The organism is Anaerococcus lactolyticus S7-1-13, from assembly GCF_000758765.1.
GTDB classification, from domain to species: domain Bacteria; phylum Bacillota; class Clostridia; order Tissierellales; family Peptoniphilaceae; genus Anaerococcus; species Anaerococcus lactolyticus.
In genome coordinates this window covers 23,490-47,215 of sequence record NZ_JRMW01000019.1, presented here as the reverse complement: position 1 = coordinate 47,215, position 23,726 = coordinate 23,490, and the positions used below count along the sequence as shown (strand labels likewise).

Sequence of the window (23,726 nt, the reverse complement as noted above, 5' to 3'; positions counted from 1 at the left end):
CTCCTAAAACTCCAATCCTTCTTTCTTGCTTCCAACAACCATCTGATAATAAAAACTAACACCCAGTTTTTGAATATCACTCAATATTTTTTTATCTTCTTCGGTAAGATAAACTGTTTTTGTGATTAATTCGCTAGATTCCTTGTTACTCACATTTGCAATATTTATTTCTTTTATCTTATCTGCATAGTCACTTAAATATTTCAAACTTTGAACCCTTGTAAAAATTACCATAACAGATTGATTAGGATATGCATCCTGTTCATCAAGTCTCTCTTTAAACCTATTTATATCTATAATTGATAATTTCACCCCCTCTGGGCAAGCCATCTTTATTATCTTTTTTTGAACATCATTTCTTACAATTTCATCATCTACTATAACCACTCTATCAATATGTAAATTTGGGATCCATGATACAGCAACCTGTCCGTGTAGACCCCTGCTATCTATTCTAACATTTTTAATATCCATATTTATTCCTTTTTTCTTCCTAAACTAATATAATCTTCAGGGTTTTTAGATCCAGCTTCAATGCATTCTTTTTTATTAACTTTCCAATTATCTAAAATTTTCAATTCTCCTTCTAATAGAGGATCATCGGTTTCTAGCATTTTTTCATAAAGCTTTTGCCTAAACTCATCAATTATCAACTGGTAACCATCACTATCAATGAGATTGTTGTTTTCATATTTATCGTAATACAAATCATAGAATTGTTCTTCATCTTTTTCCAACTCAAGCAATCCATTCTCTAACAAAAATTCTTTAGCTGGCGAATTATCAATATTCGAAAAATTTATTCTATTATAACTTTTATCAAAATATCTGATATATTTATACCTTTCACTCCTTATACTCCTGCATGGTTCATATGAAGTGTGGAAATTGTTTTCAGAATAAACATTTTCGTTTATTACTATTTGATCTATATCACTATTTTTTTCTAATAAATCTATAAAACTTTTTCCTTGCAAATATTCTGGCTTTTCTATTTCCAAAAAATCACATATAGTCGGAAATATATCTAGTTGTGATATCAATCCATCAAACGTCTTTCCCTTGTTTTCATTTGATGGAGTATGTATTGCTAGCATAACACCTACTCCAGAATCTTTTAATGAGCACTTTGAAAATGGATAAGCTATGCCATGATCTGTTGTTATGAAAATTAAACTATTCTCAAAATATCCCATTTCTTTTAAAACATTTAAAACACCTCCTATTGTTTCATCAGTCATTTTTAAACTTGTTTTATATTTAGCAAAATCTTCTCTGTTGCTAGGATTGTTTACAATATTATCTGGTGGTACAGATTCATTGACCACAAATTCTTTATCAATAAAGGATGGGTATTTTCTATGAGTTCCATGTAGTCCAAAAGATACAAATAACGGTTTTTCATCACTATAATCTCTTAACCAATCACATAAAATCTTAGAATTTTCCTTATCCCAAATTAACAAATCCTCTTCACTGTATTTACTAGAATCAGATGTTAAATCATAGACATATCCTAGATTTTTATAGGCTTTACTATGATCAGTGTAATACTCACATTCATGTTGAACTCCAGATAAGACTGTAATAAATCCATTATTCTTTAGAAATTGTGCCATATGTTTTGTATAATCAAGAACAAAACCTCTTTGAGCAAGTCCTAGCATTCCAACTTGATGGGGAAAACTACCAGTTAACAATCCCGCCCTACTTGGTGAACAAGTAGGGGCTACAGAAAAAGCTTTTTGAAAAGTAAGTGAATCTCTAAAAAAATTAGTTAAATTGTTTGATGATACATTATATCCATACGGATTTATTATCCTGCCTGTATCGTGAGTATGGATGTAAAAGACATTCTTTATCTTTCTCATTTTTTTATTTAACCCTCTATAAATACTGGACTAACAAATGCAACCGCACCATTCTTTTGAAAAACTTTTATCCTAATACTTTTAGCTCCGATTGTAGATATTTTTCTATTAAATTTGCAAGTATACGCTTCTTCAGGAACCGCTTGATAAATTTTGAATTTATATGAATTGTGCCACCAAGAATCATTTCTATAAAAACTACTCAAAGAGTATCTATCCATCAATAATTTCTTTACTGCTTCTTCATCATTTTCAATCACTGATCCGGTCAACAACTCTTTATATTTATAAACATATTCATTACCAAAAACATAAACCCTCAACTCATCCTCCAAGCTACCAAATAGTTCCAGGGTAAATGCTTCATTTTTAACATCAGAACTAGCCATCCATTTACCAGAATCCGTACTTTTTCTAGTTGTCAATTCACAACGAAGTTCCTTATCATCCTGACTGATTATTTTTTGACCAAAGCTATTCCAATTTTTCTCAACATCCAATATTTTACCAGTAGTCTTTAGTGTGACATCCCATTTTTTTGAAGTTAAATCCTTGAATATTCTAATATCCGGTCCCCAACCAAATTCAATTTTTGTCTTCATTTTAAATTCTTTCGGCAAGACTTTATTTTCCCACTTGCCAGAATTATAATAAGCATATTCAAGAACTTCGTCCTTAAGAACTTCAATCCTGTCTATAGCATAGTCACCAATTACACTAACTTCCAAGTTAGAATTCGAAGATGCTTTTACTGTAGAGCCTATAATATGATTATCTAAATAGCAATCAATATCCATCCTTCCTTTTGAAAGACCATAAACTCTGCCATTAAGCAAACCCTCCCATATAGCTTCTTTTGAATTATCTCTAGCAAGCACACACATGTTACCGTTTTCATATTGTCCTGAAAATTTATGATTGTCTCCAGAGCATATGCATCCTATTTTAATACCTTTTAACAATCCTGATTTATAAGAGGTATTCTCTACCCTAGGTCCCATGTGTATATGCCTAGCCATAGGCATTTCTGTAAAGTCTGTCTCACTAGAGCCATGTGATGAAAAAATTTCAGCAAAAGGTGATATAGCCTCATCATGTGTTGACCAATTCTTGCCTCTATTACCTAATTTATAGGCGATATGATGGGGTATTGCTATAAATTTTCCAACTTCATAATAATCCTTTAAATTATTATATCTATGAGGATGATACATATTATAGTCATTATCAACGAAGAATAAATTATGATCTCCATCTTCTCCGCTACCTTGCCATTCATATCCCATAAACATTGGATACCCTAAGTTATTCTGTTCTATGGTTTTTTTTCTTATAATTTCCCAGTCATTTTCTATTATTTTCTCATCCAACAAATCTTCCAGAGAAAAACCATTATGATTTTTACTCATTCCGAAAGGATAATAGGCAATTGGCCAAAAATCATAAACTTCTTTTATGAACTCAATATGTTCATCTATTTCTTTCATTTGATTACTATGAAGGTTATCATGCATAGATCCCCATAGCTTTTTGAGTTTACTTTTCACGGATACGCTCACTTTCATTATTGATTATTTTTGTTCTTTTTCTTATTTTATTTTATTATAATTTACGATTATAATTTTGTCAACAATAAATTTATTATTAAAAAACAGTCATAAGATTACAAAAATCCCATGACTGTTTATAATTATCAATTATTTATAGTTTTATTATAAATTTTCTTATTTATAATACTTAATTTCCTTGCAAATTGCCTCATTAGTGTGTTATCTATTTGATCATCTGTTATTATCGTAGATATATCTTTGGTTTTATAAAATGATGAGAAGTCAACAACATTAAATTTATTATGATCTGCAATTATATATTTATTTGTAGAGTTGTCTAATACTTTGGAATACAGTATTGATGCCTCCAAGGACGATGTATATACGTTTTCGATATCAATTCCATTAACACCTATAAAACATTTATTAAACCTCATATCCGAAACAACTTTTTCTGACAATGGACCTATATAGCTTCTTGTTTCACGCCTATATGTACCACCTATACAAATCAATTTAATATTTTTATAATTCGATAAAACATCTAATATAATTTGAGAATTAGTAATCACTGTGATTTCTTTTTCATGAATATGCTCAGTTATAAAATATGATGTTGCTCCAGCACCCAAGAAAACTATATCTTTATCTTCGATAGCTTTGGATGCCAATTCGGCAATTTCTTTTTTTAAACTAACATTTTGAGCCATCTTATTCTGATAATTTTCATTTTTATCAAAAAATTTTTTTAAAGACTTTGCACCACCATGTACTTTTTTCAATAAATTTTTATTTTCTAAATCAGTTAAATCTCTTCTTAGTGTAACTTCTGATACTCCCACAAGTTTTGATAAGTCAGTAACTGATGCATAACCACTTTCATCAACTTTTGCTAATATACGATCAAATCTTTCTTCCCTTATCAATGCTTCCTCCAGTATTGCTTCTTAGAATTAGATATAATATAGAGTGTAAATCTTCAATTATTAAATTAATAATATTTTTAAATGGACATATACTGCTGTCTTTATCAATATAGATTGAGCCTCTTAAACGCTTGCATCCTCCCATGCAAATCTCATAAAACTTACAATCACTGCACAAACTTATTTCTCTATATGTATTATTGTATTCTAAAAAGATTCTTATCTTTTCCTCATCCATTTCTACCAAGGGTTGTTCAAAAATATTCCCTATTTTAAATTCATCTAAAGCATAAAAATCACAAGGATAAACTGACCCATCCGTTTCAACAACATAAGAAATCCTGCATCTTCCATCCATACCACAAGCAGTAATATTACCAGCAACTAGCAAATTAATTATATCATCTATTAATTTTATAGAAATATAATTTCCATTAATTAATTCTTCCTTCCAAAACTCATATATTGTTTTATAAAAATTATATAGATTTCTTTGATATATTATATTTTCATTTCTATAGTCAAGAGAATTAATAAAAGGAATAAACTGTATATATTTTATGTTTTCTTTTTTTATAAAGTTAACAACTCTATCAGGATTATTTATTAAGCTTTCAGTTAATACAGACAAAATATTATATTCAACTTTGTGTTTTTCCAAAATCAATTTGGATTTCATAACTCTGTCAAAAGTTGGTCTGCCCGATAAATCAACCCTATACTTATCATGCACTTCTCTGTTTGCATCGATTGAAAGCCCTACAAGAAAATTTTCCCTCAAAAAAAGTTCACACCAATCATCATTTATTGTTAATCCATTCGTCTGTATAGAATAATTCACTTGATGTGAACCTTTGTATTTATTTACACCCTTAATAAAATCTTCAAAAAATTTTAATTGTGCAATAGTGGGTTCACCTCCTTGAAAAATAAGGTTTACATTAGACTCTTCTCTAAGACCTGAAAATATATTCTTAGTCATAGTAATAATGTTTTTATATGAGATTTTCAAAGGCTTATCTTGTCTAAAGGATGAAACTTCCTTATAAAAACAATAATTACAATTTAAATTACAAGATGATGATGCCGGCTTAATCAATACAGATATGCTATCCAAATTTTCCTCCAAAAACATCTCCAATTTTACAATTCTTGTCTACTTTTATCTTTGTTTCTATCTTTAACATTTTGCTAATTTTTCGCAAAAGGGATCCTGAGATTCCATTCTCAATACTCATAGAAAATTATCAGCTATCAGAAGTCCCTAGTTGAAAACAAAATTTTATTTACATAGGGTAAAAACAAAATATATATCAAAACACTATTCAAATTTCGTTGATTATATCTTACGATACATCTATAAATTGTTCAAAGTTTTAATTATTTAAAGAAATCATTTGTTAATTATTATAATTAAACCGAAGATGGTTTTTATATAAGATTTATAAAATGAATTTATGTAATTAAATCATAACAAACACTCATTTGTAATATGATTCTAATAAAAACTACCAGCTTATCTGGTAGTTTTCACAATGCACATAATATACTAATACAGGCACACCACTATTGGTGCTGTCGAGCATTCCACTTCTTTCACCATTTTACCAACTACTGTTTTTGAATTTTTCATTTGTTTTTATTTACTATCCATCTCGCAAATGGCTCACAGCATCTTCTATACTAATTTAATCTATGTAAATACCATATTTTAATTAAGTTTTGACATATTCTTTTATTTTCTCGACCCATTTAAGTAAATAAGAAAAAATACCCCATCTTGGATGGGGATAAAAATATAGCTTATCTAGGATAAGAATTAACCTATTCTTCCTCTTCAGGAAGTTTGTCTATATATTTTCTTTTTAGTTTGAGTGATGATGGACAGACTGCTATGCCTCCTTCACCTGTTTCACGAAGTCTTTCTGGGAGGCTGTCGCCTACTCTTTTCATCGCTTCTACTGCTTCATCGAAGGTGACAAACATTTCTACTCCTGCCATTGCCATGTCGGCACTTGCTAGGGCGTTCATGATGCCGTTTGCATTTCTAAGGTTGCAAGGGAACTCTACCATGCCACCAATTGGGTCGCAGATTAGACCCATGATGTTTAGGAGAGCTGCTGTTGCAGCATTTTCTTGGATGTCTACATCATAACCTCTAAGATAGCATACTGCTGCGGCTGCCATAGCTGCGGCTGATCCTGTTTCTGCCTGACATCCTCCTTCTGCTCCTGCGAAGGTTGCATTATCAAATATGACCTGGCCAATTTGAGTGGATATCAATAGGGCTTCGCACAGACTCCTGTCGTCGCAATTATATTTGTGTTTCATGGTCATGAGGGTGGCTGGGATAATGCCTGCTGATCCTGCAGTTGGTGCTGCTACTATCCTACCCATGGCTGCATTTACTTCTGATGTTGAGAATGCCATTGCCATGGCTGTTGATGCAACCTCTCCTAATACCGCTTCGCCTTTGAGGTAGTAGTCATGCATTTTCTTTGCATTGCCTCCTGTCATGCCGGTGACGCTTCTTACGTCTTCTGCAAGAGCTTTTTCGGACGAGGCTTTCATAACGTCTAAAGTTTTTTGAAGTCTTTGAAAGATTTCTTCTTCACTTTTGCCTGTATTTTCTATTTCATCTTTTATGGCTAGTTGCCAAAGGTTAAGATTTTCTTCCTTGCATCTTTCCTTTAATAATTTCATTGTAGTAAGCATATCTAATCCTATCCTATATATTTCAAGAAGGTGAAGTCTTTTCCTTCCCTGATTTTTTCAAGGACGCCTTCTTTTAGTGGTTCATCTAACTCACAAACTAGCATTACATTGTCGCCATCTTTGATTGTTTTCATCATATGGATGTTGTAGCCATATTCAAATAGAACCCCTGACACGTGGGCTATTACACCCTTTTGTTCGCCATAGGCCATAAAGAGAGTTGGTTTATTGGCATAGTATTCGATTGCATTGCCATTTACTTTTGTAATTACAATCGCACCCCCACCTATAGATGAGCCTTGAACTTCAAGTGGTGTTCTATCTGCGTACTTAAAGACTATCTTCACTGTGTTTGGGTGCACATCGCCAAGGTCAGTTTCAAAAAATTCGTATTTTATTCCCGCCTTGTCTGCATAGTCAAAGGAATTTATTATCCTATCATCATCTGGTTCAAATCCTAAAACTCCACCAACCAAAGCCCTATTGGTGCCATGACCCTTATAGGTTTTGGCAAAAGATCCGTGGAGGTAGAAATCAACTTCATTAAAATTTCTATCAACCATTCTTCTTGCTATATTACCAATTTTGCAAGCTCCTGCTGTATGCGAGCTTGATGGTCCGACCATAATCGGTCCCATTATATCAAATATTGAAGAATTTACTGCCATAATATCTCCTTTTAAAATTATAAAGGGGCTGTTAACCCTATTAACTTCCATTAATATTTCGTTAACATCCCCTAATATTGCAAAATTTTACGTCTTATTTAACTGGGTCTGCTGTCCAGTTTTTATCTCCTAATATATTTCTATGATAGAACTTATCTACCGCTACCGCTAAAGCTGTATCACCTGAGATGTTTGCAGCTGTACCAAATGAATCTTGGGTTAGGTATAGGGAAATTGCAAGAGAAGCCATGGCTGACTCTGGGCTAATACCTACGATTGGTAGGAATGGAAGAGCTGACATGATTGCTCCACCTGGTGCACCTGGTGCTGCTACCATTGCTATACCTAGGATAGCTATAAGTTGGATCATAAGACCATATGAGTGATTCATATTATACATTGTTAAGATAGTAAATACGCAAGCAGTTATTGTAATCATAGAGCCTGGCATATGAACTGTAGCTCCTAGTGGGATTACAAAATCTCTGATTGGTTGAGATACTCCGTTTGCCTCAGCGCACTCTAAGTTTACAGGAATTGTTGCTGCGGAAGATTGGGTACCAACTGCTGTGAAATATCCTCTAAGTTCATTTTTAATCATAGCAAATGGGTTTTTACCTGAATAAGCTCCTGATATCACAAACATAATTGTAATATAAATTAAGTGGAGGGCTATGATGCAGATAAAGATTTTCCAGAAGATAGAAAGTACTGCAAATACAGAACCTGTGAAGGCCATCTTAGCAAAATTACCCATGATAAAGAATGGCAAGACTGGAACTATAGCTACTGCTAATACTTGGGTGATGATTTTGTTAAATTCATCAACTACTCCATATAGATAAGCTCCTGATCCTTTTTTTCTCAACCATGATATACAAATTCCTAACATAAAGGCGAAGATGATACCACTTGTAACTGTAAAGAATGGTGCTATATCTACGGTGAAATATGGGTCAAGTTTAATTTCATCTGCAGCTTGGATTGCTGCTACTTGGCTATCGTTGATAAAGCTTGGGAAGATTGCTCTTGCCATAAAATATGATGCAGAACCTGCAACAAGTGTAGAGCAATAAGCTATAGCTACTGTAATACCTAATAGCTTGCCAGCACCTTCACCAAGGTCTGCTATACCCTTAGTAACGAAGGCTAGGATCATAAGTGGGATTATGAAACCTAAGAAGTTACCAAAGATAGATGAAAATGTCACAAAAATTCTTACGATTGATTCTGGTAAATATGTACCGATTAAAATACCTAAGATAATACCACAAATCATTTTTGGAATTAAACCAATTTTTTTCATTTTATTCTCCTTGTTTATAAAGCAACGTGTAAACCTTTGCAATTTGACAGAAAAATATTAAAAATGACCATGCTTTAGAATTTTAGCCCTCAATTCTAAAATAAAAATGATTTATAAATTTGGTTATGCCTGAGAAAACCAATCTTTTTCTATCAACTTAAATTATATATGAAAAAGGCGATTATGTCAATATTCCTATTAGTTTGTTATAAAAACTCTCTTTCCCTATCATTCTAAATATACATAAAAACATCATCGCAAAGCACCTAAATTCACTTGCTTTGTATGGGTTTTAAGATAAACTTTTTTCTAATCTTATCCACTAAGATTGGCGTCAAGTTTCTGAATACCTTTTCCTAGTTTGATTAAAATCCTTAGCTCCTCCAAGATTCATCAATTATAGGCTATAAAAGTAAATCCTATTTTTTCTAATACAACCTATCTTAGGCCTACTTTTGGCTTTGATTTTTTTCTATCATTTTTTAATTATTAATTATGTATATAAAAAGCCAAGAGCTTTAAATGCGATTGTCATTTTCAAGACATCTTGGCGCCTTCCTAATTAATAGACGTTTCGTCCCTTATAAAAGTTTTCTCATATGGATTTCTGGCTTGGAGGATGTAGCGTTCAGAGCCGGCTAGGGCTTCTTGCTTTAGGTTGTTTATCTCTCCTTTTACCCTCCTATCAATAATCAAACCCAGATCGGTTGTGGGAAATTCTGTCATCATAGAAAGGTCTCCGTCGCTGTCACCACCTACTAAGATTGGACCATAGTTTGCCTCATTCTGGATGAGCTTCCTGATAGTTACTGACTTGCCTTCCTTTTGGGTCATAGGATAAGCTTTGTCAAGCTCTGGTATGACTTTTCCTCTCTTATCCTTTGTCAGCCTTAGTCCGAGCACTTTCTCCTTAGGAAAATTATAAGAATTTCCAGTTGCAAAGGCCCTTACTATATCTATAAATGAGGCTGATACCACATAAACATCGATCCCTTCTTGTTCTAGGGTATGGTAGAGGTCTACCATTTCTGGGATGTTGCCCAGACCTACAAAATAAGAGACAGCTACCCTACCTGCTTGGGTTTCTATATTTGGCGAAATGAATTTTTCCCTTCTTACTTCCTCATTTTTCATAAAAGCAAAGGCTTCTTCACAAAATTTTTCGATTTCCTCTGGCTCATAATGAGTAAAAAGAAAGGCCATCCAGCAATAAGAATCTTCAGCTTCTTTGTCGTGATCTGCTGCCTTGTAGCGAAAAATCATCTTGGCTACAAATTCCTTGTAGGCGTTGGTTTCTTTGATCATTTCAAAAGGCACATCTCCCCCTAGCCTGTCGCTAGTTCCATAAAGCTTCTTATAGACATCGTAAATATCTGCAGAAATCTTATCTATATTTACCCTCTCTCCTTCTAAATTCCTATAGGGATCACGAAAATCTGACCTGTCTACATGTACCCTTATAATCTCATAAAGCTCTTCAGGATTTATTTTGAAAGCGAGATTTGTAATTAGGTAGTATAGGGTTGCCTCTTCGACATCGCCTATTATAGAAGTGTTATCCCAATCAAAAACTGCAAAGGGCTTTTTTTCTGGAGTATAGGATGGATTGTCCTTGCCATGATTAGCTATTAACTTGTTTATAGAGTCAAAGGCCCTGTCGTTCCAAGAGCCTCTTTGTATATATTCTTTCATTTAAACCATCTTTTCTGGATCAACTATCTTTAGAAAAGTTTCATCTGTCACAAAACCTAGTTCTGCATTCGCTTCTCTAAGGCTTATGCCCTTTGAGTGGGCGTATTTGGCGAGTTCACTTGCCTTGTCATAGCCGATATGTGGCGATAAGGCTGTCACTAGCATAAGGGATTTTTCAAGATTTTCCTTAATTTTTTCCTCATTTGCCACAAGGCCTCTAACGAGGTGGATATTGAAGGAATGAAGTCCCTTTGATAAAATCTTTACAGAATCCACCATCTTATAGGTTATAAATGGCATATAGGCATTTAGTTCTAGTTGGCCAAGGGAATTTGCCAAACTTATAGCCACGTCATTTGCCATCACTTCTAGGCAAATCATGGTTAGCATTTCTACCTGGGTTGGGTTTACCTTGCCCGGCATTATAGACGAGCCCGGTTCGTTTGAAGGAATTATTAACTCGCCAATACCTGTCCTTGGGCCCGATGATAAAAATCTAATATCTTCAGCAATTTTCAATAGGTCTGAGGCTAAAATTTTTATAGCTCCATGGGCCTTGGCCATGCCATGTTTGCTTGATAATTGCAAAAATTTATTCAAGTCAGCCCTTAAGTTTAAGCCAGTTAGGTCGGATAGGGTTTCTGCCATCTTTGTATCATAACCTTTTTTTGTATTTAAGCCGGTACCAACAGCTGTGCCCCCGATTGCCAAAAATTCCAGGGCCTTGGCACTTTCTCTAATATAAGCTCCGTCTCTTTTTATAAGGTCAGCGTAAGTTTTTATTTCATCTGACAAACTAAGAGGGGTTGCATCTTGGAGGTGGGTCCTGCCGGTTTTAATTATACCCTTAAAGTCTTCTGCCCTCTTGTAAAATTCTTCGGCAAGGCCATCCACTTCTGGAAGTAGTTCTTCTTTTATAAGTCTAAGGCTTGTGATGTGCATAGCTGTAGGAAAGACATCATTGGTTGACTGACTCATATTGACATGGTCATTAGGATGGATTAGATTTTCACCCAAAGTCTCATTTGCCAAATGGGCTATTACCTCATTTACATTCATATTGGTCTGAGTGCCTGAGCCTGTTTGGTAGACTGTAAGTGGAAATTGGTCCTCAAAGCTTTCATTCAAGACCTTATCACAAGCTGCGACAATGGCGTCTTTATAAGAATCTTTTAGCTTTCCCTGGGAATTATTTACAAGAGCTGCCGCTTTTTTTACTAGGATAAGGGATTTGATTTGATCAAAGGGCATCCTTGCCACTCCTTGGGGGAAATTTTCGTAGGAACGTTGGGTTTGAGCACCCCAAAGCTTGTCATTTCCTACCCTGATTTCTCCCATGGAATCTTTTTCAATCCTGTAATCCATCAATCTTTCTCCATGTGTTCTTCATCTAAAATACCCGGTTGGGTCATCTTTCTATAGTCTAAAATCTTGTCAACTTCTTCGCTTGTCATTAGCCCTCTTTCAAGAATTAACTCTCTGATTGGCCTTGCTTCCCTCATAGATTGTTTGGCAATAGATGATGCCATGTCGTAACCTATGTGTGGGGCGAAGGCTGTAATGATTCCAACAGAATTTTCTACCTTAGCCCTTAATTTTTCCTTGTTGGCTGTGATGCCTTCTATACAATTTACAGTTAAGGTTTGAATAGCTCCCCTTAGGGTAGTTATGGACTGAATTAGGGCGTAAAAAATGATTGGCTCAAAGGCGTTTAGCTCTAGTTGTCCCGCCTCAACTGCCATAGTAACTGTTAGGTCATTACCTACAACCAAAAAGGCAACCTGGTTTACAACTTCTGGTATAACTGGGTTTACCTTGCCTGGCATGATTGATGATCCTGCCTGTTTGGCTGGAAGTTTGAAGTCAGAAATTCCTGTGGTTGGGCCTGAAGATAAGAGTCTTAGGTCATTTGCCACTTTTGAAAGGCTAGCTGCAAAAGTTTTTAGGACTGAAGATGCAAATAAAAACCCATCTAGGTTTTGGGTTGAGTCAATCAAGTCCTCTGCCTGCCTTAAATCTAGTCCTGTGATTTCTCTTAGAATCTTGTCAATATTTTCTACAAAATTATCATCTGCATTAAGGCCTGTGCCAACAGCTGTGCCCCCAAGATTGATTGAAGAAAGCTCTTCGATGGCTTTTTTAAACCTCATTAGCCCTCTTTCAACAACCCTTGAATAGGCCTTAAATTCCTGTCCAAGAGTGATTGGAACAGCATCTTGAAGCTGGGTTCTGCCCATTTTTACATAATCATCAAAGGCATTAGCCTTATCGTCTAAGGCCTTTATTAATTTTTCTGTATCCCTAGCAAGGTCTTCTATGTAGCGAATTATGGCGATTTTACCTGCTGTTGGTATGACATCGTTGGTTGACTGGCCAAGGTTTACGTGATCATTTGGATGGATATGTTCATAGTGGCCGAGACTTCCACCAAGAGCTACATTAGCAATATTTGCAATAACTTCATTGGCGTTCATATTAAAAGAAGTGCCAGCCCCACCTTGGATAGGATCAACTATAAAGTCTGCCAGGTATTTGCCAGCAAGGATTTCATCGCAAGCTGCCACAATAGCCGCACTCTTCCTATCCGAAAGGATGCCAACCTTGTTATTTTGGATGGCACAAGCCTTTTTTATTTCAACAATAGCTCTAATAAAATATGGGTCCATGGCCTTAGAAGTAATTTTAAAATTTTCATAAGCCCTATAAGCATTGGCTCCATAATAAGCGTCCTTTGGGATTTTGAGTTCTCCTAAAGAATCTCTTTCAATCCTATATTCTGTCATCGTTAACTCCTTTAAAAATTAAGTACCTACCCTAATTATAAACTAAGCAAACGATTTTTCCAAATATAAATTTATTTCTCCTATCAAGGTTACATCAAAAAAACAAGGCCCCTCAGGGCCTTAATTTCTATTTTCTTTTCTTGCTAGCAAAGAGGGCTGTTGAGCTTGCTCCTAGGGTTAGGATGGCTGCTATTGAAGATGCAACGCCTGTTTTTGCGTTTTTGGCTGGAGCTTTAGCCCCTGCTTTTGCTTCTTCTTTATTGTCTTTCTTTTTAGCTTCGCTTGTTGAGTCTGTCTTCTTAGCTTCCTTAGCCTTTTTGCTTGAAGTCTTTTCTTCTTTTTTCTCGCTTGCCTTTTCTCTAGCTTCGCTCTTTTGATCTACTTTTTCAGCCTTTGCTGGTGTTTTTTCGCTTTTTGCATAAACTATATCGCCGTTTTCAAAGTAGGTTCCATCAGCTAATTTTACAAGGACTATAGGTTTTATAAATTTCACATCTGCTGGTAGTTTTTTGATTTCTATTTCATAACCACCTGCTACTTCTTTAACAGTGTAGTCTTCCTTAGGTAGTTCTTGTTTATTATATTTTGGAGTTGATGAAGAAACTCCGTCCACCTTCATTGCCTTATAATCAGCTTCTGTAACATAGTTTAATTTTATAAACTTGCTGTCGCTTTCGCCTGCCTTCTTAAGACCCTTAAAGGTTGATTTAATCATAATTTTGTTTTTCTTAAGACCTGTGTAAGCTTTGTTGTTGTGAGGATTAGTATTTTCTCTCTTGCCTACAACTTTAAAATTAACTAGGGCCTTGTGGGTGTAATCTCTGAATAAACCTTTCTTCTTGCCATCTATTTTCTTGAAAGGAATCTTTTCCATTTCTTCAAGCTTAGCTTGGTCAATAGATTCATCAGCTAAAAGCTCTTTAGCTCTGGCTATTGATTTTTTGATTTCTGCCTTGGTTTGACCTTCATAGTCTATAGCTGGGTTATCAACTGATTTTTCGTCCATTGAATCCAAATATTTTTTAAGGTCTGCCTTGGCCTTAGCTACCTTTTCTTCAAAATCTTTTTTGCTTACATCTTCCTTATCTGCCATTGCTTCTTCAATAATGGCAATAGCATCGTCAACTTCCATTTTATCGCTTGCTGCTTCTTCTTTTGCTACAGCTTCATCAGCCTGACTTCTATTAATTTGTCCAGGCATAAAATTTATAGCCAACAAAAGGGCTAGAGCAAGACTTGCTTTACTTTTTACTTTCATTATTACCTCCGAAATTATATGAGCACCTGCAAAGCCACACATTTAAAACGCCAGCATGCAATGAGTTCTTACTTGTTTCAAACTAATTATAATAAAAATTCAAGGAGTTGTCAATAACGATTATCACTATCTTAGATAAAAAAGCTCCCCAATCAGGGAAGCTTAAAAATCTTTTTTACTTACTATAAGCTAATTTTCCATTCAAAAATGTTTTTTCTAAGTTCATATCATAGTCTAGAACTATGAAGTCTGCTGCATATCCTTCGTGAAGCTTGCCACAAATATTGTCGATGCCAACTGATTTTGCAGGAATTAGACTTGCCATTTGGATTGCCTCAAAAATATCTGCGATTTCCCAATCAACCACATTTTTAACAGCTTCTTTTAATTTAAGGATAGAACCTGCAAGAGAGCCACCTTCCTTTAATCTAGCAGTTCCACCTTCTACTCTTACTGGAAATTCACCCAACATATAGTCACCATCAGCCATACCTCCTGCACTCATACAGTCAGTAATTAGAGCAATCTTATCCCTACCCTTGGCGTTCATTAGGATATTAGCTGCATTTGGATTTACATGGTGACCATCACAAATAAGCTCTGAAATAGCGTCAGTTGACATAGCAGCACCAACCATACCAGGTTCTCTGTGGTGGAGACCACTCATACCATTGTAGGTATGGACAAAAATATTTGCACCAGCATCAACAGCAGCTACTGCTTGATCAAAACTTGCATCTGAATGACCAAGGGCAACTCTAACACCCATAGCGTTAGCTTTTTTGATGAAGTCAGAAGCTCCCTCTCTTTCAGGAGCGATAGCAATTTTATTTACCAATCCATCAGAAATCTCCTTCCATTCCTTTAAATAATCGATTTTTGGATCTGACATATAGGAAGGATTTTGAGCTCCCTTGTATTTCTCAGTGAAAAATGGACCTTCTAGGAAAATTCCCCTCACCTTGGCACCTTCCACATCCTTATATTCTGCTGCAACTCTTTTGAGGGCGGCATCTGTCTTTTCCTTGGAATCTGTAAGTGTAGTTGGCAAAAAGCTAGTAACACCACACTCCAAAAGTCCTTTTGAAATCACATTCAAAGCACCTTCTTCAGCATTCATTATATCCTTGCCAGCATAACCATGAATATGAGTGTCAACCAAGCCTGGAGCTACAATTTCTCCTAAATATTCGTATTCATCTGGTTCGTTTTTAGAAAATCCAACAATGACTCCATCCTTAACTTCCATAAAATAGTCTTCAAGCATAGAGTCTTCTAATATAAAATAATCAGCCTTAAAAAACATAATTCCTCCGTAATTTTTCTATTAAACTTCTTAATATATATTTACCCTCTTTTGCTGGTAATTACCATTATTTTTTAAAAAATTATTACCTTCATTCAGACACAATAACAACTTATAAAAAAACATCCTCTACATACTAAAAATACTTTTAGAATTACCCAACACAAAAAGCCCTGGTCTTGCCAGAGCTTTTGATATTTTATTCTTCTATCTTTTCAAAGACAGAATGAGCTGTTTGTTTTAGAACTTCGTTTAGTGTTTGGATGTTTTCCTTGCCTGTTGTTTCTAGCCATTTTTTAGCTTCTGCTTGGTCTTTGCCGAAGATTTCTACTGAGTCTTTCCATGTAGCTCTACCGCATAGTACGCCGTTGAAGTTTGCTTCTGCTTCTTTGGCTAGTTTTAGTGTTTCTTGGAAGAGGCTTGCTGTGATTCCTCCTGATAGGAAGATATATGGTAGGTTGGTTGATTCAGATTGGGCTTTGAAGTGCTTGATTGCTTCTTCTCTGCTGTAAACTGCTTCTTCTTTGCCTAGGCCTTCTACAAAGTTCATGTTGGTTGGTGTTTCTACTTTTAGTACGTCTACTTTGTATCTAGGATCTGAGAATTCTTTCATGGCGCTGTTTACTTTGTGTGGTCTTACTTTTGCGTATTCAGCGTTTTTTTCTGAGTCCATGTTTCTGTCGTAGGTGATGATTTCTAGGAAGTGTGGGAGGCCTAGTCCTTCACATTCATAGCCTACTCTTTCTACCCATGCTTTTTTGATGTTGTTGGTTTTTTCTTCGTCGTCGCAGTCGTAGTATAGGAGGGTTTTTATTGCGTTTGCTCCCATTTCTTTGGCTCTTAATACGCTCATGAAGTCAATTAGTCTTGGTAGTCTTCCTTCGTCGTATTCATCATAGCCTGTTTGTTCATATGATAGGATGAGGCCTGCGTTTGCGTCTTTGGCTTTGATTCCTTTTTCTCCATAGATTGGGTCTAGGAGGATTGATGATGCGTATGGAGTTAGTTCTTTTGATACTAGTTCCTTGTAGCTTCCTATGCCTTCTACATTGTTTAGGCTTGAGTTTGCTTTTTCCATCATTTTTTCCATGGATCCTCTTTGGTCTATGGCTAGGGCTGCTATGGCTCCGTCTTCATTTACTAATTTTTTTAGGTTTGCTAATTTTTCTTGTGATATTTTCATTTTATCTCCTCTACTTGAATTTTTTCAAAATACTCGTCAAACTTTTCTATTTCTATGTGGGCTATTTCCTCTGTTAAAACATTTAAAAGTCCACATGTCATTGATGTTTTAATTACTTCTTCTGGGCTTTTGTCTTTGTCTATAGCAAAAATCGCCCCTGCAAGGGATGAATCTCCACTTCCAACAGGATTGATTGCGACAACTTTTGGCACACTTGCCTTAAAGACTCTGTCTCCTGCCTTTACTACTGCTCCTTGAGAACCAAGAGATACAATTACGTATTCAATATCCTTTAGAGGAGCTTTTGTTAGAGCGTCTTTTATATTGTCTTTGCTTATTTCCTCGCCCAAAAGATCTGCAACTTCAGTTTCGTTTGGCTTGATTAAGTCTGGCTTTATTTTTGCATTTACGACGTCTTTTAAGGTCTGTCCAGATGTATCGACAGCAACAAAGATGCCGTGATTTTTTGCGTAGGCTATGATTTCTTCATAAAAACTTGAATCAAGACCCTTTGGTAGGGAACCTGACATGGAAATTACAGAGCAACCTGCGCTTATATCGTCGAGTTTTCTTATAAATTCTTCTCTTTCAGCCTGGCTAATAGTTGGACCTGCCTCAAGGATTTCTGTCTGTTTTCCCTCGTGAAGGATTGCAAGACAATTTCTAGTTGGCTCTTTTATCTTAATGAATTTTGATTTTTGACCTCTTTGTTCGAGACCTTCTTCTATAAATTCACCAAGCTTGCCCCCGACAAAACCTGAGTGGACAACATCTGCACCCAAATCATGAAGGACATAACCAACATGGATACCCTTGCCACCAGCGTGTTTGATAACCTTATCAGTCCTTGTGACACCGTCTATATTAAGCTTATCAAGCTGGTAGGACATATCTACAGAAGGATTCGCTGTAATAGTTAATATCATTTTTTCTCCTTTTTATATTAAATGGTCACTACCATTATTATAAGGCTTTTTTTAATTTTATCTAATTATTTCCGTATATTTTTCAATCTCACTGGATTGGTCCGGACTTATTTTAGAATCTGTAATAAATCTTGCATCTTCTATATTATAAAAATGATACAAGTCTTCATAGCCAAGCTTGGAGGAGTCTGCTACCAAGTACCTGTCAAAGGAGTTATCCAAAATCATCTTCTGCAAAATTCCTTCTTCTGGACTGTAGGTGTAGGCCTTACCTTTATTAATACCATTCACACCAATAAAGGCTTGGTTAAATCTCATTTTTGATACAAGATCAAGGCTAAGAGCTCCTACAAAGGCCCCCGTAACCTTTCTAAACTCTCCTCCAATCAACTTGATATTCACATTATCAAGAAAGACTAATTTCCTAAAAAGGTAGAGTGAATTGGTGAAAATATTAAGTTTCTTTTCTCCAAGAAATTCGCTTACATATTCTATAGTAGTTCCCGCTCCCAGGTAAATATTTTGCTCTGGCAATAGAAGCTCGCCAATTTTTTTGGCAATCTCTAGCTTCAATTCCCTATTTTTGAGACGTTTTTCTTCATTAGAAAACTCCCTGGGACGGGCCTTTTCGATTTTGCTAGCTCCTCCATGAATCCTCACGAGGAGATTTCTATCCTCAAGCTCCTTTAAATCACGCCTAATAGTCATGTCAGTAACATCTAGAAGGTCTGTCATCTGTGAGACTTGAATAATGTTATTCTCTTTTAGCTTGTCTAGAATTATTTTTTGTCTTTCTTCTTTTAACATTTGTTTTCCTACTTCTAGAGTCCTTAAATAATTAATTTACTTAAGCTCCTTAGTTTCTGCTAGGTCCTTATACCAGTAGGCAGATTTCTTTGGAAATCTCTCCTGGCTGTCAAAGTCTACATAAAAGAGACCATATCTTTTTTCATAGCCATTTGACCAGGAAAACACATCCATAAGCGACCATAAGAAGTATCCCTTGACAACAGCCCCATCATCTATGGCATCACAAATTGCTTCGAAATGCTTTTTAATATAATCGATTCTTGCATCATCATAGACAGTATTATCTTCAAACTTATCCTTATATCCTAGACCATTTTCTGTGATATAAATTTTTTTATAATTTGGGTAATCTCTTTTCACCCTCATTATTTGATCATAAAGACCCTTTGGATATATCATCCAATCCCAATCAGTTCTTGGAACATCTACATCAAACCTTCTTTTGCCTACTCCCTTGATTTGGTAAGACGAACCACCCTTATCGCCTTTGCCGTTGTGGGTAATTTCAGTTTCCCCATCAAAGTGTGCCATCCAATCGCTCATGTAGTAGTTGATGCCCAAGAAGTCATTTAAGTCTTTGGCTTTTGTTAGAGTTTTTATATCTTCATCCCTAATGTCAAGACTGCCACCATTTACTTCTAGTATGTGGTTAACGCCTTCCATGGTTTTTTCAGAATATTTTCCAAGATAGGTTGCATCTAGTATAAACTTGTTGTGGATAATATCTTCAAGTTCACAAGCCCTCACATCTCTTTCGTCTGTCGGATCATATGGATATTTTGTTGGAAGGGCGTGGACAATTCCTATTTCTCCATCATAGCCTTTTTCCTTGTAGGCAAGAACTGCCTTGGCGTGGGCCAACATCATATTGTGGTGAGATTGGAAAACTTTGGCTAGGTCATATTTGATACCCGGAGGGAATTTTCCTACCAAGTATTGGCCATCACCTATAGGTCCTATCTCATTAAAGGTTGTCCAGAAGTTTACTTCCTTAAATTCTTCAAAGCAGAATTTGGCATAGGCAACAAAGTGTTCGATATTCTCCCTATTTAGGAAGTCCCCGTTTGAGTGAAGGACTTCTGGTGTATCAAAATGGTGGAGGGTTACAAAAGGCTCCACTCCTCTTTTATGGCATTCTGCAAAGACCCTGTGGTAGAAGTCAACACCTTTTTTGTTGACTTCGCCAAAGCCTTTTGGAAATATCCTTGACCATGCTATAGAAATTCTTATGCCATTTATGCCAAAATCTTCGCAAAGCTTAAGGTCTACTGGATATTTGTGGTAAAAATCGCTAGCTGGTTCTGCTGTGTACCAATAGTTATCTTCCAGGTACTTATCCCAAGCAACTTCTCCCTTGCCATCTATTTTTGTTGCGCCTTCGCATTGGTAGGCTGCTGTTGCACCACCAAAAATAAAATCTTCAGGTAATTTTCTCATCATTTCATACTTTCTTTTACAAAATCAAGTGAACCTAGCCTCTTATCTAGCCTATATATTAAGATTCGAGGCACTGGTCACTTGATTTCTAGTGGGTCTGTTTACTTTTTAATTTATCTAGATTTTTTCAAATTCAATCCTTGCTTTAATAAAGTTTGAAAATCCTAACAAAAACTCAGTTAAGTTCTTTACTTTCTGTTAATTCTTTCCACCAATAAGCACTCTTTTTTGGGTACCTTTCTAGGGTATCAAAGTCTACAAAGAAGAAACCATATCTCTTATTGTATCCATTTGACCAAGAAAACATATCCATCAAACTCCATAAGAAGTAGCCTGCTACATTTGCTCCATTTTCATTGGCTTTAAGAACTGCCTTTAGGTGATCTCTTACATAGTCTATCCTTGCATCGTCGTTTACAGTTTTTTCACTATTCAATTCTTCTTTTAGACCTAGACCATTTTCAGTAATATAAATTTTCTTGCAGTTATCATAAGCTGAAACTCTCATAATCATGTCGTAGAGGCCTTGTGGGTAAATTGACCAGTCCCAATCTGTTTTTGGAATGTCATCTCTCTTAACTTCTTCTCCCATACCCTTAAGTTGGCTTTTGAATGAACCCTTATCGCCTGTACCATTGTGAATATGAAGGTTTTCACCGTTGTATTCTTTCATCCAATGGGCTTGGTAAGAATTTATTCCTAAAAAGTCTATTCTTGGGGAAGCTTTTTTTATCTCTGCTAAGTCTGCTTGGTTTGGAACAAATTTGTCAAATCCATTTACTTCTAGGATGTAATTTACTCTATCAAGAGTTTCCTTGCTGTAGCCACCTGCTAGTACAGCTTCAATACATAGACCATTTGCTATGGCATCATATCTCTTAGCCGCTTCGATATTTTCTGGATTTTCATCTATTGAATAATAAGTTTCTAGGGAATGGATTACACCAAATTCTCCTTCTTTATTATTATCTTTAAAATAGTTTAGAGCCTTAGCGTGGCAAGTTAGCATGCCATGTATGTTTTCTACTGCAAGGTCAAACCTATATTTATTTCCTGGTGGGAAGGTGCCAGTAATAAATTGATTAACTGACCATGGCCAAATTTCATTAAATGACGCCCATTTTTTAACTTCACTAAATTCATCCAAGCAGAATTTTGCATAGTTTAAGTAGTCTTCTCTTACTTTTTCATCTGTAAAATCCCCATTTTTGTTTAGCTCAAAAGGAGTGTCAAAGTGGTGGAGAGTAACAAATGGCTCAACATTATTGTCAAGGCAGTATTTGAATAACTCATGGTAGTGGTCAACTCCCTTTTGGTTGACTTTTCCAGAGCCTTCTGGAAAGATCCTTGTCCAAGCTATAGAAACTCTTATTCCATTTATGCCAAATTTAACACAGTTGTCTATGTCTTGTTTGTATTCATGGTAGAATCCACTAGCCGGGTCTGGGTTATAGAGGTTGTTTTCTTCATAGAATACATCCCAACATACCAGTCCCTTTCCATCTTCTTTTGTAGCCCCTTCACATTGGTAGGCTGCTGTTGCTCCTCCGAATATAAAATCGTCTTTAAATTTCATTTTCTTCCCTTTCTAGGTCCTTCTTATTTATTCTTAGTTTTTTCAAGTATAAACTTAACTGCTCCTTGTGGATCTCTTGTTAAGGCTATATATTCTTTACCTGCTGTCTTGATTAATTGATTACCAATCCTGTCAGTATCTTGTTTGATATCTTCATAGAAAGAGCCAACTTGTGGTGCTAAAACTACTACATCATATTTTGGTAAAATGTCGTGATGAGAACCATAAGATCCTGCTGCAGCTCTTAGTTTAACTCCACTTTCAGCTGCTCCTTCGTTTAAAGCGTTAGCTAAGAGTCCACTTGTACCACCACCAGCACACAATACTAGGACTGTTGTCTCTTTGTCTGCTTGTTTGCCTTCTTCAATTAATCTTTCTTCTTCAGCTCTGTTGGCTGCATCAAGTTCTGCTTCAGATTCTACACCCGCTTCCCTTAATAGAGCTTCTTCTTCTTGCTCTTGTTTTAAAATTTGAGCGTCATAAGCCTTGAAGAATGGGAAGTAAATTATAGTATCTACTACTAAAATAATAGCCATCATTACGATTGATAATGGAGCAAAACCTGTTGAAATAAATGCTCCGATTGGGCCTGGTGTTGTCCATGGCATTTGTGCTATCATTGAGTTCATGCCTAAAACTTCTACGAAGAATTTAAAGATCCATACGTTTACAATTGGTGCAAAGATAAATGGAATCATGAACATTGGGTTTAATACTAATGGTCCACCGAAGAGGATTGGTTCGTTAACACCGAATGATGTTGGTACTACTGCTGCCCTACCTACTGCCTTGTTTTGTTTTGATTTTGATAACCACATGAACATAAATGGCACAACAAATGTTGCTCCTGTACCACCAAGAGTTGCAATAAATTCACCAGTATTTGGTGTAACAATGTTTGTTGCGTGTTGGCCAGCTTGGAAAAGTGCTGTATTGTTAGCTAGGTTTATAAAAGCTATTGCGTTGATAGCTGGGTTTACGATTGATGGGCCATGGATTCCTATAAACCAGAAGAATGCCATTGCTCCGTAGATAATTGCTAATCCTAACCAGCTGTCTGCTGCTGAGAATAATGGTTGGATTAGTATGATTATTGCCTGTGCAAGGTTAGATCCTGTAAGATTTCTAACAAGCATATCAAATAGCCAGAAAATTACTAAACATATACCGAATGGTATTATGTCTTTAAAAGCTTGAGAAATGTTTGGTGGAACTTCCTTAGGCATCTTGATTGTAAGGTTGTTTTTAATACATACCTTGTATATGTTACCTACTACAAATGTTGAAATAAATGCTGCTATAAGTCCTGTTGATCCTAAAAATCCATTAGATAGACCACCTTCAATTTGATCTACTGATAGGAACATGAAGGATACGAGAGAAGCAAACATTACAGATGTTGCGTTGATTTGGTTGTCAATTGGCATTTCTCTGTTAAGACCACTTGTAAAGTGTTTAGCTGTTGTAATTGACATAACTAGACCAAGTAGACCCATTGATAAGGCATAAGGTTTAGTTAGTATTGTTTCCATTTCTTTTGACCAATAGAAACCAAAAATATTTGGTATATAAGCAACTAGTAGGAAGATACTAGAAAATATTACTATTGGCATGGTCTCCATGAAGCCATCTTTGATGGCAACCATGTATTTATTTCTGGAAAGTCTCTCGAAAAATGGGGTAATTTTTTCTATTCCCTTAATTATTGAATCCATATTT

19 protein-coding genes are annotated in these 23,726 nt (G+C 35.6%); all 19 read right to left on the bottom strand.

Annotation, left to right across the window (positions count from 1 at the left end; translation table 11 throughout):
- Positions 1–3: 3 nt before the first annotated feature.
- The 19 genes from HMPREF1630_RS01465 to HMPREF1630_RS01375 all read right to left on the bottom strand — a co-directional run bounded on the left by HMPREF1630_RS01465 (position 4) and on the right by HMPREF1630_RS01375 (position 23,722).
- The gene (locus tag HMPREF1630_RS01465; protein WP_052039341.1) at positions 4–474 is read right to left on the bottom strand and encodes a PTS system mannose/fructose/N-acetylgalactosamine-transporter subunit IIB; all 471 of its coding nucleotides are present in this window, start codon (positions 472–474) and stop codon (positions 4–6) included.
- A 2-nt stretch (positions 475–476) separates the two neighbouring features.
- On the bottom strand, positions 477–1,871 hold the full coding sequence (locus HMPREF1630_RS01460) for a sulfatase family protein (protein ID WP_037326403.1): 1,395 nt from the start codon (positions 1,869–1,871) through the stop codon (positions 477–479).
- Positions 1,872–1,879: 8 nt separating this feature from the next.
- Positions 1,880–3,358 carry a hypothetical protein gene (locus HMPREF1630_RS01455; protein WP_156095798.1) on the bottom strand — a complete coding sequence of 493 codons (1,479 nt, stop codon included), beginning with the start codon at positions 3,356–3,358 and terminating at the stop codon, positions 1,880–1,882.
- 206 nt (positions 3,359–3,564) lie between these two features.
- Positions 3,565–4,347 carry a DeoR/GlpR family DNA-binding transcription regulator gene (locus HMPREF1630_RS01450; protein ID WP_037326400.1) on the bottom strand — a complete coding sequence of 261 codons (783 nt, stop codon included), beginning with the start codon at positions 4,345–4,347 and terminating at the stop codon, positions 3,565–3,567.
- Positions 4,325–5,482: a radical SAM/SPASM domain-containing protein gene (locus HMPREF1630_RS01445; protein WP_081931846.1), complete on the bottom strand. Its 1,158-nt coding sequence runs from the start codon at positions 5,480–5,482 to the stop codon at positions 4,325–4,327. The genes HMPREF1630_RS01450 and HMPREF1630_RS01445 overlap by 23 nt, the downstream gene beginning before the upstream one ends.
- A 689-nt stretch (positions 5,483–6,171) precedes the next feature.
- The gene (gene sdaAA / locus HMPREF1630_RS01440; protein WP_037326398.1) at positions 6,172–7,062 is read right to left on the bottom strand and encodes an L-serine ammonia-lyase, iron-sulfur-dependent, subunit alpha; all 891 of its coding nucleotides are present in this window, start codon (positions 7,060–7,062) and stop codon (positions 6,172–6,174) included.
- Between the two features lie 8 nt (positions 7,063–7,070).
- On the bottom strand, positions 7,071–7,730 hold the full coding sequence (gene sdaAB / locus HMPREF1630_RS01435; RefSeq protein WP_037326397.1) for an L-serine ammonia-lyase, iron-sulfur-dependent subunit beta: 660 nt from the start codon (positions 7,728–7,730) through the stop codon (positions 7,071–7,073).
- Between the two features lie 94 nt (positions 7,731–7,824).
- The gene (locus tag HMPREF1630_RS01430) at positions 7,825–9,036 is read right to left on the bottom strand and encodes a dicarboxylate/amino acid:cation symporter (protein ID WP_231549496.1); all 1,212 of its coding nucleotides are present in this window, start codon (positions 9,034–9,036) and stop codon (positions 7,825–7,827) included.
- Positions 9,037–9,594: 558 nt separating this feature from the next.
- The gene (locus HMPREF1630_RS01425) at positions 9,595–10,728 is read right to left on the bottom strand and encodes a haloacid dehalogenase-like hydrolase (RefSeq protein ID WP_037326394.1); all 1,134 of its coding nucleotides are present in this window, start codon (positions 10,726–10,728) and stop codon (positions 9,595–9,597) included.
- Entirely contained in the window at positions 10,729–12,093 is a 1,365-nt protein-coding gene (locus HMPREF1630_RS01420; protein WP_004829309.1) for a class II fumarate hydratase, read from the bottom strand. It lies immediately after the preceding gene.
- The gene (locus HMPREF1630_RS01415; protein ID WP_004829311.1) at positions 12,093–13,511 is read right to left on the bottom strand and encodes an aspartate ammonia-lyase; all 1,419 of its coding nucleotides are present in this window, start codon (positions 13,509–13,511) and stop codon (positions 12,093–12,095) included. Before HMPREF1630_RS01415 ends, HMPREF1630_RS01420 begins: the two co-directional genes overlap by 1 nt.
- Positions 13,512–13,638: 127 nt before the next feature.
- The gene (locus HMPREF1630_RS01410) at positions 13,639–14,769 is read right to left on the bottom strand and encodes a sortase (protein ID WP_155811902.1); all 1,131 of its coding nucleotides are present in this window, start codon (positions 14,767–14,769) and stop codon (positions 13,639–13,641) included.
- 175 nt (positions 14,770–14,944) lie between these two features.
- The gene (gene nagA, locus HMPREF1630_RS01405; RefSeq protein ID WP_037326391.1) at positions 14,945–16,075 is read right to left on the bottom strand and encodes an N-acetylglucosamine-6-phosphate deacetylase; all 1,131 of its coding nucleotides are present in this window, start codon (positions 16,073–16,075) and stop codon (positions 14,945–14,947) included.
- 199 nt (positions 16,076–16,274) lie between these two features.
- Positions 16,275–17,258, bottom strand: coding sequence for a tagatose 1,6-diphosphate aldolase (locus HMPREF1630_RS01400; protein ID WP_037326389.1), 984 nt, complete (start codon positions 17,256–17,258; stop codon positions 16,275–16,277).
- Positions 17,255–18,184 (bottom strand): 1-phosphofructokinase family hexose kinase, encoded by a 930-nt coding sequence (locus HMPREF1630_RS01395; RefSeq protein WP_037326386.1) that lies wholly within the window; start codon positions 18,182–18,184, stop codon positions 17,255–17,257. Before HMPREF1630_RS01395 ends, HMPREF1630_RS01400 begins: the two co-directional genes overlap by 4 nt.
- A 57-nt stretch (positions 18,185–18,241) precedes the next feature.
- Complete coding sequence (locus tag HMPREF1630_RS01390) at positions 18,242–18,991, bottom strand: DeoR/GlpR family DNA-binding transcription regulator (RefSeq protein WP_037326383.1); 750 nt, start codon at positions 18,989–18,991, stop codon at positions 18,242–18,244.
- A 36-nt stretch (positions 18,992–19,027) separates the two neighbouring features.
- On the bottom strand, positions 19,028–20,434 hold the full coding sequence (gene lacG / locus HMPREF1630_RS01385) for a 6-phospho-beta-galactosidase (RefSeq protein WP_004829341.1): 1,407 nt from the start codon (positions 20,432–20,434) through the stop codon (positions 19,028–19,030).
- Positions 20,435–20,606: 172 nt separating this feature from the next.
- Entirely contained in the window at positions 20,607–22,007 is a 1,401-nt protein-coding gene (gene lacG / locus HMPREF1630_RS01380; RefSeq protein WP_037326381.1) for a 6-phospho-beta-galactosidase, read from the bottom strand.
- A gap of 23 nt (positions 22,008–22,030) precedes the next feature.
- On the bottom strand, positions 22,031–23,722 hold the full coding sequence (locus HMPREF1630_RS01375) for a PTS lactose transporter subunit IIBC (RefSeq protein ID WP_037326378.1): 1,692 nt from the start codon (positions 23,720–23,722) through the stop codon (positions 22,031–22,033).
- Positions 23,723–23,726 lie beyond the last annotated feature (4 nt).

What these genes read in the sequence shown, in the direction of transcription:
- HMPREF1630_RS01465 (WP_052039341.1), bottom strand. Translation starts at nt 474, where the DNA reads ATGGATATTAAAAATGTTAGAATAGATAGCAGGGGTCTACACGGACAG.
- HMPREF1630_RS01460 (WP_037326403.1), bottom strand. Translation starts at nt 1,871, where the DNA reads ATGAGAAAGATAAAGAATGTCTTTTACATCCATACTCACGATACAGGC.
- HMPREF1630_RS01455 (WP_156095798.1), bottom strand. Translation starts at nt 3,358, where the DNA reads ATGAAAGAAATAGATGAACATATTGAGTTCATAAAAGAAGTTTATGAT.
- HMPREF1630_RS01445 (WP_081931846.1), bottom strand. Translation starts at nt 5,482, where the DNA reads ATGTTTTTGGAGGAAAATTTGGATAGCATATCTGTATTGATTAAGCCG.
- sdaAA (WP_037326398.1), bottom strand. Translation starts at nt 7,062, where the DNA reads ATGCTTACTACAATGAAATTATTAAAGGAAAGATGCAAGGAAGAAAAT.
- sdaAB (WP_037326397.1), bottom strand. Translation starts at nt 7,730, where the DNA reads ATGGCAGTAAATTCTTCAATATTTGATATAATGGGACCGATTATGGTC.
- HMPREF1630_RS01430 (WP_231549496.1), bottom strand. Translation starts at nt 9,036, where the DNA reads ATGAAAAAAATTGGTTTAATTCCAAAAATGATTTGTGGTATTATCTTA.
- HMPREF1630_RS01425 (WP_037326394.1), bottom strand. Translation starts at nt 10,728, where the DNA reads ATGAAAGAATATATACAAAGAGGCTCTTGGAACGACAGGGCCTTTGAC.
- HMPREF1630_RS01420 (WP_004829309.1), bottom strand. Translation starts at nt 12,093, where the DNA reads ATGGATTACAGGATTGAAAAAGATTCCATGGGAGAAATCAGGGTAGGA.
- HMPREF1630_RS01415 (WP_004829311.1), bottom strand. Translation starts at nt 13,511, where the DNA reads ATGACAGAATATAGGATTGAAAGAGATTCTTTAGGAGAACTCAAAATC.
- HMPREF1630_RS01410 (WP_155811902.1), bottom strand. Translation starts at nt 14,769, where the DNA reads ATGAAAGTAAAAAGTAAAGCAAGTCTTGCTCTAGCCCTTTTGTTGGCT.
- nagA (WP_037326391.1), bottom strand. Translation starts at nt 16,075, where the DNA reads ATGTTTTTTAAGGCTGATTATTTTATATTAGAAGACTCTATGCTTGAA.
- HMPREF1630_RS01400 (WP_037326389.1), bottom strand. Translation starts at nt 17,258, where the DNA reads ATGAAAATATCACAAGAAAAATTAGCAAACCTAAAAAAATTAGTAAAT.
- HMPREF1630_RS01395 (WP_037326386.1), bottom strand. Translation starts at nt 18,184, where the DNA reads ATGATATTAACTATTACAGCGAATCCTTCTGTAGATATGTCCTACCAG.
- HMPREF1630_RS01390 (WP_037326383.1), bottom strand. Translation starts at nt 18,991, where the DNA reads ATGTTAAAAGAAGAAAGACAAAAAATAATTCTAGACAAGCTAAAAGAG.
- lacG (WP_004829341.1), bottom strand. Translation starts at nt 20,434, where the DNA reads ATGATGAGAAAATTACCTGAAGATTTTATTTTTGGTGGTGCAACAGCA.
- lacG (WP_037326381.1), bottom strand. Translation starts at nt 22,007, where the DNA reads ATGAAATTTAAAGACGATTTTATATTCGGAGGAGCAACAGCAGCCTAC.
- HMPREF1630_RS01375 (WP_037326378.1), bottom strand. Translation starts at nt 23,722, where the DNA reads ATGGATTCAATAATTAAGGGAATAGAAAAAATTACCCCATTTTTCGAG.